Source organism: Bacillus sp. FSL R10-2201, from assembly GCF_038008665.1.
In the GTDB taxonomy this organism is placed as follows: domain Bacteria; phylum Bacillota; class Bacilli; order Bacillales; family Bacillaceae_G; genus Bacillus_A; species Bacillus_A mycoides.
The window spans coordinates 2,189,428-2,202,108 of record NZ_JBBOZP010000001.1; the positions used below are offsets into that span (position 1 = coordinate 2,189,428).

Annotated in this window: 13 protein-coding genes; 10 read left to right on the forward strand and 3 right to left on the reverse strand. The window is 33.4% G+C overall.

Going from position 1 to position 12,681, the window contains the following annotated elements; all coding sequences use genetic code 11:
• Positions 1-429: 429 nt before the first annotated feature.
• From NSQ69_RS11385 to NSQ69_RS11400, 4 genes are all read left to right on the forward strand, one after another.
• Entirely contained in the window at positions 430-1,425 is a 996-nt protein-coding gene (locus NSQ69_RS11385; protein ID WP_002136170.1) for a glycoside hydrolase family 25 protein, read from the forward strand.
• Between the two features lie 139 nt (positions 1,426-1,564).
• A complete protein-coding gene (locus tag NSQ69_RS11390; RefSeq protein ID WP_002031835.1) occupies positions 1,565-2,416 on the forward strand; it encodes a peptidylprolyl isomerase PrsA in 852 nt (283 codons plus the stop codon).
• 575 nt (positions 2,417-2,991) lie between these two features.
• Positions 2,992-3,213: a hypothetical protein gene (locus tag NSQ69_RS11395; RefSeq protein ID WP_002012623.1), complete on the forward strand. Its 222-nt coding sequence runs from the start codon at positions 2,992-2,994 to the stop codon at positions 3,211-3,213.
• Positions 3,214-3,920: 707 nt separating this feature from the next.
• Positions 3,921-4,256, forward strand: coding sequence for a YolD-like family protein (locus NSQ69_RS11400; RefSeq protein WP_002085766.1), 336 nt, complete (start codon positions 3,921-3,923; stop codon positions 4,254-4,256).
• 285 nt (positions 4,257-4,541) lie between these two features.
• Here the strand turns inward: NSQ69_RS11400 and gerPF are convergent, their stop codons facing one another.
• Positions 4,542-4,757, reverse strand: coding sequence for a spore germination protein GerPF (gene gerPF / locus NSQ69_RS11405; RefSeq protein ID WP_001141569.1), 216 nt, complete (start codon positions 4,755-4,757; stop codon positions 4,542-4,544).
• 212 nt (positions 4,758-4,969) lie between these two features.
• Here gerPF and NSQ69_RS11410 point away from each other — a divergent pair, with 212 nt between their 5' ends.
• The 4 genes from NSQ69_RS11410 (at position 4,970) to NSQ69_RS11425 (ending at position 7,675) form a co-directional block, all read left to right on the forward strand.
• Positions 4,970-5,308 carry a hypothetical protein gene (locus NSQ69_RS11410; protein WP_002127270.1) on the forward strand — a complete coding sequence of 113 codons (339 nt, stop codon included), beginning with the start codon at positions 4,970-4,972 and terminating at the stop codon, positions 5,306-5,308.
• A 325-nt stretch (positions 5,309-5,633) separates the two neighbouring features.
• Positions 5,634-6,344, forward strand: a complete 711-nt coding sequence (locus NSQ69_RS11415; protein ID WP_002085764.1) for an SDR family oxidoreductase — start codon at positions 5,634-5,636, stop codon at positions 6,342-6,344.
• A 158-nt stretch (positions 6,345-6,502) separates the two neighbouring features.
• On the forward strand, positions 6,503-7,162 hold the full coding sequence (locus NSQ69_RS11420; RefSeq protein ID WP_002035373.1) for a DUF6944 family repetitive protein: 660 nt from the start codon (positions 6,503-6,505) through the stop codon (positions 7,160-7,162).
• A gap of 300 nt (positions 7,163-7,462) precedes the next feature.
• Positions 7,463-7,675, forward strand: a complete 213-nt coding sequence (locus NSQ69_RS11425) for a YqaE/Pmp3 family membrane protein (protein ID WP_002085763.1) — start codon at positions 7,463-7,465, stop codon at positions 7,673-7,675.
• A gap of 67 nt (positions 7,676-7,742) precedes the next feature.
• Here the strand turns inward: NSQ69_RS11425 and NSQ69_RS11430 are convergent, their stop codons facing one another.
• Positions 7,743-7,952: a KTSC domain-containing protein gene (locus NSQ69_RS11430; RefSeq protein ID WP_002085762.1), complete on the reverse strand. Its 210-nt coding sequence runs from the start codon at positions 7,950-7,952 to the stop codon at positions 7,743-7,745.
• Positions 7,953-8,418: 466 nt separating this feature from the next.
• Between NSQ69_RS11430 and NSQ69_RS11435 the strand changes: the two genes are divergently transcribed.
• Positions 8,419-10,926 (forward strand): transglycosylase domain-containing protein, encoded by a 2,508-nt coding sequence (locus NSQ69_RS11435; protein ID WP_002185919.1) that lies wholly within the window; start codon positions 8,419-8,421, stop codon positions 10,924-10,926.
• Positions 10,927-11,006: 80 nt separating this feature from the next.
• Here the strand turns inward: NSQ69_RS11435 and NSQ69_RS11440 are convergent, their stop codons facing one another.
• Positions 11,007-11,288: a hypothetical protein gene (locus NSQ69_RS11440; protein ID WP_002185918.1), complete on the reverse strand. Its 282-nt coding sequence runs from the start codon at positions 11,286-11,288 to the stop codon at positions 11,007-11,009.
• 234 nt (positions 11,289-11,522) lie between these two features.
• On the opposite strand from NSQ69_RS11440, the gene NSQ69_RS11445 reads away from it, so the two are divergent.
• The gene (locus NSQ69_RS11445; protein ID WP_002168450.1) at positions 11,523-12,668 is read left to right on the forward strand and encodes an MFS transporter; all 1,146 of its coding nucleotides are present in this window, start codon (positions 11,523-11,525) and stop codon (positions 12,666-12,668) included.
• The last annotated feature ends 13 nt before the right edge of the window (positions 12,669-12,681 follow it).

Below are 12,681 nucleotides of genomic sequence, written 5' to 3' on the forward strand. Positions count from 1 at the left end.
CAAAATAGTGTTGTGAAAAAATATATATCATGTTTATAAAAAGCTTAAAAACAGACTAATATGAGGGAATAAGCGTTAATTAACTTGTCTCTATATAATAAATTGTAAAAAGGCAGCTTTTTTTAGCTGCCTTTTTACAGGGAGATTGAAAAATCTTGGAGGTCATTCATGAGTATAAGCAAAAATTGCTTATATGTAGTATGTACATTATTTATAGTTTTATCTCAATATTTAGTATGAAATAAACGCAAGTTTATCGTTTACAAATGAAAAAAAGAAGGACTTATTTATTATGGATAAAAAGAAATTATTTAGTTTTAAAAAATGATGAAAATATATTTATTTGTCTTATAGAAGTTTGCTATTAGGCGTATGGGTCTAGCAATAAAACAAGCTTTGAATAAGATAATAAAAAGGAGTTGATTAGTAATGGGTTATATTGTAGATATTTCGAAATGGAATGGAAATATTAATTGGGATATTGCAGCGTCTCAGCTAGATTTAGTTATTGCTAGAGTTCAAGATGGTTCGAATACGGTCGATTTTATGTATCAAGGTTATGTGAAAGAAATGAAGAAACGTAGTATCCCATTTGGGAATTATGCATTTTGCCGTTTTATATCTATTTCAGATGCAAAAAAAGAAGCGCAAGATTTTTGGAATCGTGGCGATAAAAACGCTAAATTTTGGGTGGCAGATGTAGAAGTTCAAACAATGGTAGATATGCAAGGCGGGACTCAAGCATTTATTGATGAATTACGCCGATTAGGTGCAAAAAAAATTGGTTTATATGTAGGACATCACACGTATGTATCATTTGGAGCTCGCAATATTGATGCTGATTTTATTTGGATTCCTCGTTATGGAGGGAATAAACCAGCATATCCTTGTGATATTTGGCAATATACTGATTCAGGAAATGTTCCTGGTATTGGAAAATGTGATTTGAATCAATTAATTGGGAATAAAAATCTTTCTTGGTTTATAGGTTCAAATCAAACAAATCAATCTAGTATTGGAGACAGTAAGCAACCAAATGGAATTGGTATTGCAGTTTCAAAATATGATGATGGATACGGAATTAATTTATATGAAAATCCTGCGAATCCGCAATTTATAGGAAGACTTACGAAAAAAATCCCATATTTAATCTATAAAGGTTATTGGGGAGGTGGCGAAAAAGATATGATTTGTTTAGGTGGTGAACAACAGTGGGCTAAGTTAGAACATTTTAATGTACAATGGTTTTATGCATATTCAAAGTACACACCTGGATATGAAATTAGAACGTACGATGGGCCAAACGGGAATGATACAGGTGCGGTCGATGGGAAGGTCCCTTATCGTATTTGGAATCGTCAAGATGGATATATAGATATAGGTGGGAACAAATGGATCAAAGAAGAACATGTGCAGATTAAATAAAAAAGTCGGCTTTATGCCGGCTTTTTTATTTAATAAAGCTTGTCTCTGGCATGAAGAGAAATACTTGCAGAAAACACATTGATTTCACAATAGCGCTGTATAGTTCCTAATATACATTTATCAAAGTGAGGTATTTGAATTGAAAAAGAAAAAGCTATTTATGGGAACTATTATTGCATGTGTGGCGCTAACATTGTCTGCGTGTGGTTCCTCAGAAAATGTTGCAACATCAAAAGTAGGAAACGTGACAGAGAAAGAGTTAAGTAAAGAATTAAGGCAAACATATGGAAAAAGTACTTTATCTCAAATGATGTTAAATAAGGCATTGCTAGATAAATATAAAGTTTCAGATGAAGAAGCTAAAAAACAAGTAGAAGCAGCGAAGGAACAAATGGGTGACAAGTTTAAAGTTGCTTTAGAGCAAGTAGGATTAAAGAATGAAGATGAATTAAAAGAGAGAATGAAGCCAGAAATTGCACTTGAGAAAGCGATTAGAGCGACTGTCACAGATAAAGATGTGAAAGATAACCATAAACCTGAAATGAAGGTAAGTCACATTTTAGTGAAAGATGAAAAAACTGCGAAAGAAGTAAAAGAGAAAATAAATAATGGTGAAGATTTTACTGCTTTAGCGAAACAGTATTCGGAAGATACTGGTTCAAAGGAACAGGGCGGAGAAATAGCTGGTTTTGCTCCTGGTCAAACTGTGAAAGAGTTTGAGGAAGCTGCGTATAAATTAGATGCAGGACAAGTAAGTGAGCCAATAAAAACATCTTATGGTTATCATATAATAAAAGTGACGGATAAAAAAGAATTGAAACCATTTGATGAAGTAAAAGATACGATTCGAAAAGATTTAGAACAACAAAGACTGCAAGATGCGACAGGTAAATGGAAACAACAAGTAATCAATGATCTATTGAAAGAAGCAGATATTAAAGTAACAGATAAAGAATTTAAAGATACATTTAAATTCTTAGATGAGAAATAAGGTTTAGAAGAAAAACAGAGATTTAGCATAATGCTATATTTCTGTTTTTTTGTTTTCAATAGAAAAGGGAACTCATATAGAGTTCCCTTTTCGCGTTAGTGTGTGAGTTATAAATAGATAGTAAGACAATACAATATTACATTTAAATATTAAGAATTACAATAGGAAAATTTGGATGTAGATAAAAGGAATAAGCAATTAAATTCGTAAAATATTGAAATGATAATGTTTTAGTTAATTAATTTTGTTAAATATAAACTAAATATATTTTCGTGGAGAGTGAATTGAGGACATAATTTAAAGAATGGTACATATCATATTTATTGGAGTATAAATTAACTTTATAGGAAGTGACATGTTGAACATTTAGTACAAAAGGATGTTCTTAATGATGATAAGAATTATTTATCCCGCTATTTGTGGGAGTCTTACTGCTCGTAAAAGCCCGATTGGTGAAGGCTAATAATCAGTGGGTGATGGACAAAACCCCCACTGATTATTAGCCTTCACTTTATTAAAATAGGATGAATATTTTTATATTTACTAGATTATTAAATTAATTTGGGGGAGAATATATGAAAGTTATTTTTAAGAGAGAAGGCGGAGGGAAAATTTTTGAATCATCTAATGAAAATATAAGCGTTCTATTAGCTGTATTAAAAGAAACAAAAGGGATAAAGATTGGGATGGTTGAGTATGAAGTATTAGAATATAAACTGGAATATTATCGGAATCCGAAAAAAACAGAAACAGAAAGAGAATTACATATTATAATGCAACCCAAGCATATTCAATAAAGAAAGTGAAAAATTGATGAGTGTGAATCTTACTGCCTACAAATAGCAGGATAAATGGTAGTAATTGTCGATATGTATGAAACTTATGAGGAATGAATTGTTTTACATCATAAGTTTCTAAAGCTTTGTGAGTTCGTTCATAATAAAAGTGTATGCTTTTGTTGAAGGATGGTTAATGAGATATAGCTGAAATTTGTATTCCAGAAAGAACGTTAGTTAGGATAGAAAAGTAAAATTAGAAATATAATTAGTTCAATAAAAGCGACTTCACATTAGGTGGAGTCGCTTTTATTGTTGCTACACGTATTCTATGATGCGATAGGAAGTGCAAAGAAATTTGATTAATAAAAGGGAGTAATAAATGAGTATGAATAAACTTCATATATTAAAGTTGCATTTTGTTTGAAAAATTTACATGTTGCACTTCCGTAAGAACGTTCGTTCGTGTATAATTAGAACGAATGTTCTTTCGAAGTGGAGATTTCTACAAATTCATAAATAGTTTTGAATTGGAAAGCTACGCTACATATAAATAAGAGATGGATAAAGAATGAAGCGATAAGGCTTCTAACCGCAAGGACTGCGGAGATAGCCTAATAAAGTAGAGTTCGATAGAACTCTTTATTTAGGAATCCCCCACTTCTAAACGAAGTGAAAGTGGGGTAGTTCAAGAATGGATAGATATAGAAAATTGAGGAGTAAAGAAAATGAATTATGTAAAGATACAGGAAAAAGGAAGAGAGTGGGTTCCGTTTACAGTAATGTCGGAACAATTATTAAGTATGAAAAAAATTATTGGAGAGAAATTAAAAGTCCAAAGACCGCTAATAACAAATGAAGCGAAAGACAGCATTTCAGACAAATTATTAACTTCATTATTGTCTGAAGAAGAGATGTTAGTGACATATTTTGAAGAAGGATACATACTTACGAGTTATATGACAGTGGTTCATATAAATCCAATTCAACAAATTGTAAAATGTACAGATGCATTTTATAAAACATATATATTTTCTGCAATGGACATAATTGATGTAACCTAAAAGAAGCTGAATTTTGAAGTTTAGCTTCTTTAATTTATCTAGCTATTTACGGACAGGCAGATTCACACCTCAAAATTCGGCTGTGAGTCAGGCTACCTGTTAAAACCTAATTTTTTGAAGAGGTGAAGAACTAAATGAAAAAGCAGCTAGCTGCAAGCTAGCTGCTTAGCCCCAGGGAAAGGGAGAAAAAGATTGGCACTCAAAAAATCAATGATAGCTGTGTATCAGCCTGAGTATAGTATAGACAAATTTTAAAATGTTATACAAAAATGATTACAGATCTGGTTAGGCCGTACCAACTTGGTTTTGATCTGCTAGATCAGAATCAAATGTATTAGTCGCGCTAACCCCACTAAAAGTGTTCACTACGAAACCAACGTTAGATGCGCCAGAGCCGTTATAAGCTTTCGTATTCTCTTTTGGAGAAACATTGTAGAAATCACCTAAGTTGAAAGATCCGTTACTATTTTGTACAACTAAATTCCCAACAACTGAGGGCATAATTTTCACCTACTTTATAAGTAATTGTTTGCATTACTATATGAAGGTATAGTCTAATTGGTTCATTTGACAAATATTCCGGAATAGAAAAATGTTTGAAGCTTTGTTTAATCAATCGAGCAAAAAGTATGTTAAAATTAATGAAGAGCTGAATTTTAAAAAGAATAAATTTGAATAATTAATATATATGGAATTAAAGGAGGCAAAATGTAATGGATAATGTTATAAAAACAGTGGATTTAACAGATGCAGAATCAAGTAAACTTGTTGCTTATATTTATAGTAATGATGTCACATTGATCGAAAAAGCATTTTGTCCTAATGAAATAAAATTAAAGTTTAATGAAATAGCAATTTTATCGGCAATTAAAACCGCATATATTACGAAAGTATCTATAAGGAAAGAACTTGAAGCAATTTTTCACGATACAGGCGTTTTATTAGTAAAGCAAAATGTTGAAAGGAATAGTATTCAATCTATAACAATGCATTTTGAGCAATTTAAAAAGTTGCAAAATGAGATTGAGAATTTAAATAAAAGTATGTTATAAGACTAGGTGGAAATTTATTGATAGAGGTGGGCTCTGTTAAGTTGAAAAAGTGGATTGAAAAGTATTTGGATAAATCGAACCGTAAACATAAATATACTTTCATTAAGGTGTAACCTATATTTATCGATGTGAGAAATGTAGGGAATAGAAGATACAATTTAAAAATAATAACGATACAAACAAAAAGAGTAACTATGATGGTTACTCTTTTTGTTTGTAATATGTAATATCAAAAATACTTCTAAAGTATGAAATGAATTGATACTTAAGTGAGAAGTTGAATAAGAATAAAAAGAGTAATATTAATGGAAAGGAGGAGATGAAGTTGGAGCGAAACGACATTGGGAAACTTGTAATTATTACTGGAGTAACGCAAGGGTTAGGACGTGCAATGGTTGATAGGTTTCATGAATTGGGGTGGAACATAGCAGGGTGTGGACGCTCAAAAAATAAAATTGAAGAGCTTAATAAATATTACGGTGCTTCACATGATTTTCAAATAATTGATGTTTCAAATCATCACCAAGTTAGTAAATGGGCAAGTCGTATTCTTAATAAGTATAGGGCTCCCGATATGTTAATAAATAATGCATCGATTGTTAATCAAAATGCACCTCTATGGAAAGTTACCGCACAAGAATTTGAAAGTGTAATGAGTGTAAATGTGAACGGGGTAGTAAATGTCATTAGGGCGTTCGTCCCGGCGATGATAGCTAGGAAAGAAGGAATTATTATTAACATGAGCTCTAGTTGGGGAAGAGAAGGCGAGGCTGAACTTGCGCCATATTGTGCCTCGAAGTTTGCTGTTGAAGGTATCACGCAGTCAATGGCAATGGAACTACCAAATGGTATGGCAGTAGTTGCTTTAGATCCAGGTGGCAGTATTAGCACTCCAATGCTTCACTTATGTGCACCTCAATATGTAAAAGAATCTCCTACACCTGAAATGTGGTCACATAAAGCAATTCATTATATATTAAATATATCAATAGATAAAAACGGTGAGTCATTGACATGTCCGGCATACATTCATTGAGAAACTCCTTGTCAAAAAGAGCGCCAGAAAGGTGCTCTTTTGTATTATTAGTACATTATGTGATGCACAAAATTACATATGAAAAATAGAATAATGAATTAAAGGTGATATTTGTTTATTTCGAATGTACTAGAAAATTTTAATATAGGTGATGGAAAATGAACCTACGCGATTTAGAATTGACAGGGGCATGGTTTCAAGTTGGAGGAAATCTTATAGCAGCAATTGGAACAACTAGAGGGTTTGCAGGAGAAGAAAAGATTGAGTCGGATCTCGTTATTGTAGGGAGTTCATTACAAGCTCTCGGATATATATTACAAATTATAGCAACTAATGATGCGAAAGATGAAGATAAATGTGAGAAGCAAGAGGTAACTATAGATAATAAAAATAAAGCGCTAGCGAAAACGGGGATTGAGTTATTAGCTTTAGGTAATATTTCAAATGTAATAGGAACGTATTTTAATCTCAATGAACAAATGAAAGAAAATGATTTCCTTATAATTACTGGAAATAGTTTGCAATCAATTGGCGCTTTTTTAGGAGTAGAAGTAGCATTGAATGAGATAAATGGAATACAGTGGATTATCGTATTAGGGAATTCAATGCAAAGTTTAGGTGCGGGATTACAAGCATATGAAGGTATTAAAAATATACCAAAAGAAGAAAAGGGAAAAGAAGACAGTAATATAGATAAAGAAGATCAACGTATAATAGGGCTAATAGGTATTTGGATACAGGCAATAGGTACTGTAATTTCAGCAATTGGATTAACCGAAATAGTAGAGGAACAACGATTGGAATCTAAGAAAAGGTGATGAAATACTCATTTCAATGAAGTTTGGAGTATTTCAATTTTAGAAGTAGGACAAGATGGATGTGTTAATTGTTTTTGTAGGCTTTTTCATATAGGCGTAGAATATACATATAAATGAACAGGTGAAAATAACTTGTTAACGTTAGTGAGAGGCTTCTCATTTAGTTATACTATTATATGTGATTTTTGTAATGATGAGTTCTTATATACGCTTTTAGAAATAACATGATTTCATAGGTTTGATAGTGTAGGAGATGGATGGGGAAGAATCGAAAAATAAACATTAAGGAGTTTTTCAGACATGATGTACTTATTAGCAATTTTACTTCCGCCGGTAGCTGTTTTATTTTGCGGAAAGCCGTTTCAAGCGATTATTAATTTCATTTTAACCTTAATTTTTTGGGTTCCAGGCGCGATACACGCAGTTCTTGTCGTACATGATAAAAAAGCCGACAGGCGACTTAAAAAACAAGTTCAAGCGTATGATGAAATTAATAAAAGAAATAGAAGGTAAATTGCGATTGACATACAAAAAAGAAAGGGGATTTGATTCGCCTTTCTTTTTTGTATGCCAATCAAGTTTAAATTTTAGTATAGCGGTAAGAATTTTTAATATAAGTATTATGATAATAACTTTTAGAGTGTGCGTTTAATAAACCGGTGTAAATGCTTTCTGGCACATTAAAGAAATCATACATACCATTCTTTAGTTGAATACGTAAAATCATAGAAAAAGGATTATAGCCAACAGCAACTAATTTTTTTGAAATAACGGGAGATAGCTTCATCATTACGCAACTCCTTATTTTTCATTTTAGATGGTTTCTTGTAGAGAAGGGGATTGTCGTGTTGAAATCCTAATAATTAAAGGAGTATTATACTTATATGCAATATATTAAATGTTTGTTATACGTAATTATAAGGAAGTTCACACGAAGTACATATCGTTGTGCTATTTTTATTTCACCTTTGATTTATAAATAAGAAAATATTGACCATTTGAAAAAAAGGTATATTATTTATACGAGGTATTAAAAATTCACTTCTTACATTCTATGCTTTAAGGGGCAGTATTATTAGAAAAAATAGAAGTGAAAATAGTTTGTATAAGAAGTATTCTAAAATGTATAATCTGTGAATTGGGAAAATATTGAATGATCCAGGTCAATATACTTTCTTGATTAAATGTATTTGGGAAAGTGACCTCAATATTTTCAAGTAAATCAACGGGAGAATTGAAAGGCAGGAGAAAGTAACATGTCAGAAAATTATCGTTCTCGAGAGGAGCGACGACAAGTTCAAAAGAAAAAACAGCCAGCTTCTAAAAAAACAAAACCAAAAGGTAAAACATCGTTTTTTCGTAAATTTTTAATCAGTTGTTTACTACTTGGTATTGTAGGATTAGTGGCAGGGGTTGCTACCTTTTTCGTAATGATTAAGGATGCACCAAAACTTGAGAAAGCAAAACTTGTTAATCCGTTATCCTCAAAAATTTATGATAAAGACGGGAATTTGGTATATGAATATGGGAAAGAAAAGCGGACGAATGTTACGTATGATCAAATCCCTAAATTGGTAGAAAATGCATTTTTAGCAACAGAAGATTCGCGTTTTTATGAGCATAGCGGAGTAGATTTTAAAGGTACTGCTCGTGCAGTTTTAGTTAGTCTTAAGGGAGATTATGGCTCTCAAGGTGGTAGTACGATAACGCAGCAAGTTATTAAAAACTACTTCTTATCGATGGAAAAAACGTCAAAACGTAAAGTTCAGGAAATATATTTAGCCTATAAGCTAGAACAACAGTATTCAAAACATGAAATTTTAGAGATGTATTTAAATAAAATTAATTTAGGTAATCGTTCATATGGAATCGCAACAGCAGCACAAAACTACTACGGTAAAGAATTGAAAGATTTAACATTACCAGAAGTTGCGATGCTTGCCGGTTTACCAAAAGCACCGAATAACTATGACCCAACGAAAAAAGAAAATGTTCAAAGGGCAACAGAAAGAAGAAATACTGTACTAGGGTTAATGAATCGACATGGTTATATTACAAAGGCAGAAATGGAAGAAGCATCGAAAGTACCAGTGGATAAAAATATTAAGAGTGCAGCTGAACTACAAGCGATGCCACATACTGCATTTATGGATGCAGTTGTGAAAGAAGTAGAAAAAGAAATACCAGATGTTAATATTGGATCTGACGGTTTAGAAATTTATACAACTTTGGATCCAAAAGCGCAAGATTTTGCTGATCAGCTTTTAAATGCAAATATTATTAATTATCCAAACGATAAGTTCCAAGGGGCTTTCACATTTATGGATACAAAAACTGGTGAAGTTCGTGCTATAGGTAGTGGTCGTGGTGAAAATAAAGCAGTATTTAAAGGGCATAATATGGCGATTGAATTAGATCGTGCAGCTGGTTCAACTATGAAGCCAATCTTTGATTATGCACCGGCTATTGAATATTTAAAATGGGCTACGTATCATCAAATCGATGACTCTCCATTTAAGTATTCAACTGGCCAAGAAGTGAGAAATGCAGATAGAAGTCATTTAGGGCCAATCTCAATGCGTGAAGCACTAACAAAGTCACGTAATATCCCAGCTATTAAAACAGCTAAAGAGGTAGGTATTAGTAAATCGAAAGAGTTCTCTGAGAAATTAGGTATTACATTTAATGTAGCACCGACAGAATCAACAGCGATCGGTACAAATGAAGCGTCACCAACTGAAATTGCAGGTGCTTATGCGGCATTTGGGAATGACGGTAAGTATACGAAGCCGCATTTTGTTAAGAAAGTAGTTTATCCAGACGGCAAGTCACAAAGTTTTGGACAAAAACCAAAACCAGTTATGGCGGATTCTACAGCATATATGATTACTGATATGCTTCGTTCTGTAGTTACATCAGGTACTGGTACATCGGCAAATGTGGCCTCTTTAGATGTAGCTGGTAAAACAGGTACAACTAACTATTCTTCAAAACAACTAGCACAATATGGAATTCCAGAAAGTGCAACTCGTGATAGTTGGTTTGCAGGATATACACCGCAATATACGATGGCAGTATGGACTGGATATACGAAAGATGGTAAAGACGAGTATATTAGTAGTAAAAATACGAAAATTGCACAGTTGATCTTTAAAGAAATGATGAGCAAGATGGCTACAGATAAATCACGCTTTAAAATGCCAAGTAGTGTTATTCAAGAAGGTAGTGAGTTACGTATAAAAGGTGAAAAACGTGATTCATCTCCAAATACGAGCGTACCGGATACAACGGAACAACCAAAACAAGACCAACAGCAAAAAACTGAAGAAGAGAAAAAGCAAGAAGAATTAAAGAAACAGGAAGAACTTAAGAAACAAGAAGAGCAAAAGAAACAAGATGAACTTAAGAAACAAGAAGAGCTAAAGAAGCAAGAAGAGCAAAAGAAACAGGATGAATTAAATAAGAAAAATGAACAAAATAATGGAAATGGCCAAGGAAATACAACACCACCGAACAATGGTGGAGGCCAAGGAAATACAACACCACCGAACGATGGTGGAGGCCAAGGAAATACAACACCACCGAACAATGGTGGAGGCCAAGGGAATACAACGCCACCGAACAACGGTGGGGATCAAGGAAATACTACCCCACCGACTAACGGCGGAGGAGGCCAAGGGAATACAACTCCAACGCCACCAGCAACAACGCCACCAACTACTGGCGGGAACACAGGAGAAGTCCCTGCCAATAATGGACAATAAGTAATGTATATAAAAGCACCAAAGGTACCGATAAAACGGTTCCTTTGGTGCTTTTTATATTATAAAGGTTAATATTATTTTTAAATGTTAAAAGTACCATAGAAATTTTGAAAGTAAATTGATGGGAAATGATAAAAAATTTGAGTTGGTGGTATTGGATAACTAGGGCTATAAAAAGTAGTACTACTACTAGGGTGTGTACCATGATGCCAAAATGAAGGGGTGACTTGGTCAGGCGATTGATAATGTTGCCAAGCGGCAGGAAGTTCGATACCAACATCAGAACTAGCTGTATGAACGGCAGGAACATGTATTGAGGGAGCTGATGGGACAACGGCGGTTATTCTTGGTGATACCCACATGAAACGATCACTCCTAAGTTTAATAATAAAATAGTATATTCTTTTAGAACATATAAAGGTACATATATAGGGTTTTTGCTTAAAACATAGGTATAAAGTCGTAAGACCAACTTAAATTGAGGATAGACCATTTATTATGAAAAGATACGTCTATTAGCGGAGGGCAAGGGAACATGAAAAATATACAATTGATATGTTGATTGCAATATTTTACGTGTTTATGGAGGAATTTTAATGGAACGATTATGGACGAAATCATTTATTCAAATGACTATCGCGATGTTATTTTTATTTACAGGGTTTTATTTACTTGTTCCAACGCTCCCGCTCTTTATTAAAGAGATTGGTGGAAATGAATCACAAGTTGGACTGATGATGGGAATGTTTACAATAGCTGCGGTTGTAATACGACCGATTATTGGAGGAATGTTAGATCAATATGGTAGAAGATCTTTTATTATTTTCGGACTCATCTTTTTTGGGATAACGATGTATTCGTATAATTTAGCATCGACTATTGCCCTTTTAGCTGTTTTACGCGTTATTCACGGAGTGACGTGGGCTGTTTCTACAACAGCAGTTGGAACAGCGATAACTGATATTATTCCAGATTCACGTCGTGGTGAAGGGATGGGCTGGTATGGCATGGCGATGACAATCGCGATGGCAATTGGCCCGATGATTGGATTATGGGTTGTACAAAATTATTCATTTCATGGTCTATTCTTGTTAGCAACTCTTTTATCCTTTATGGCAGTCGTATTATCGTTAATAACGAAAATGCCATTCACGCCACAAAAAGAAAAAGGGAAAATTCAGCTGTTTGAAAAATCCGTTTTATCAATAACGGTTGTTGTTTTCTTTTTATCATTTGCATATGGAGGAATAACAACATTTTTACCGTTATTCGCGTCATCAATTGATGTGAATCCTGGGACATTCTTTCTTGTATATGCAATTGCTTTAACAATTGTACGACCTATTTCAGGAAAACTATTAGATAAGTATGGAGAAGTTTTTATCATACTTCCGGCACTATGTATTACTATTTTAGCGATAGTTGTACTAACGATTTCAAATGGTTTGATAGGTGTAATGATTGCAGCGGCATTATATGGTGTTGGATTCGGTTCAGCACAGCCCGCTTTACAAGCAGCGATGCTGACAATTGTTGATCCTAGTAAAAGAGGAGTTGCTAACGCTTCATTCTTTACTGCATTTGATTTAGGTATTGGATTAGGTGCGATTTTACTTGGAGTTGTTTCACAAATGTTTGGTTACCGTATTTTATTCGCAGGTAGTGCAATTTCAGGATTAATAGCTTTAATTATATTTGTCATTTTTGTAAAACAAAGATTAGGCAAAAAGGATTTTGCGTAAACAGGAAGAGCGA

Bases quoted from the DNA above. Each gene is read 5' to 3' on its own strand.
- NSQ69_RS11435 (WP_002185919.1), top strand. From the start codon at position 8,419: ATGTCAGAAAATTATCGTTCTCGAGAGGAGCGACGACAAGTTCAAAAG.
- NSQ69_RS11410 (WP_002127270.1), top strand. From the start codon at position 4,970: ATGGATAATGTTATAAAAACAGTGGATTTAACAGATGCAGAATCAAGT.
- NSQ69_RS11425 (WP_002085763.1), top strand. From the start codon at position 7,463: ATGATGTACTTATTAGCAATTTTACTTCCGCCGGTAGCTGTTTTATTT.
- NSQ69_RS11420 (WP_002035373.1), top strand. From the start codon at position 6,503: ATGAACCTACGCGATTTAGAATTGACAGGGGCATGGTTTCAAGTTGGA.
- gerPF (WP_001141569.1), bottom strand. From the start codon at position 4,757: ATGCCCTCAGTTGTTGGGAATTTAGTTGTACAAAATAGTAACGGATCT.
- NSQ69_RS11385 (WP_002136170.1), top strand. From the start codon at position 430: ATGGGTTATATTGTAGATATTTCGAAATGGAATGGAAATATTAATTGG.
- NSQ69_RS11445 (WP_002168450.1), top strand. From the start codon at position 11,523: ATGGAACGATTATGGACGAAATCATTTATTCAAATGACTATCGCGATG.
- NSQ69_RS11400 (WP_002085766.1), top strand. From the start codon at position 3,921: ATGAATTATGTAAAGATACAGGAAAAAGGAAGAGAGTGGGTTCCGTTT.
- NSQ69_RS11440 (WP_002185918.1), bottom strand. From the start codon at position 11,288: ATGTGGGTATCACCAAGAATAACCGCCGTTGTCCCATCAGCTCCCTCA.
- NSQ69_RS11430 (WP_002085762.1), bottom strand. From the start codon at position 7,952: ATGATGAAGCTATCTCCCGTTATTTCAAAAAAATTAGTTGCTGTTGGC.
- NSQ69_RS11395 (WP_002012623.1), top strand. From the start codon at position 2,992: ATGAAAGTTATTTTTAAGAGAGAAGGCGGAGGGAAAATTTTTGAATCA.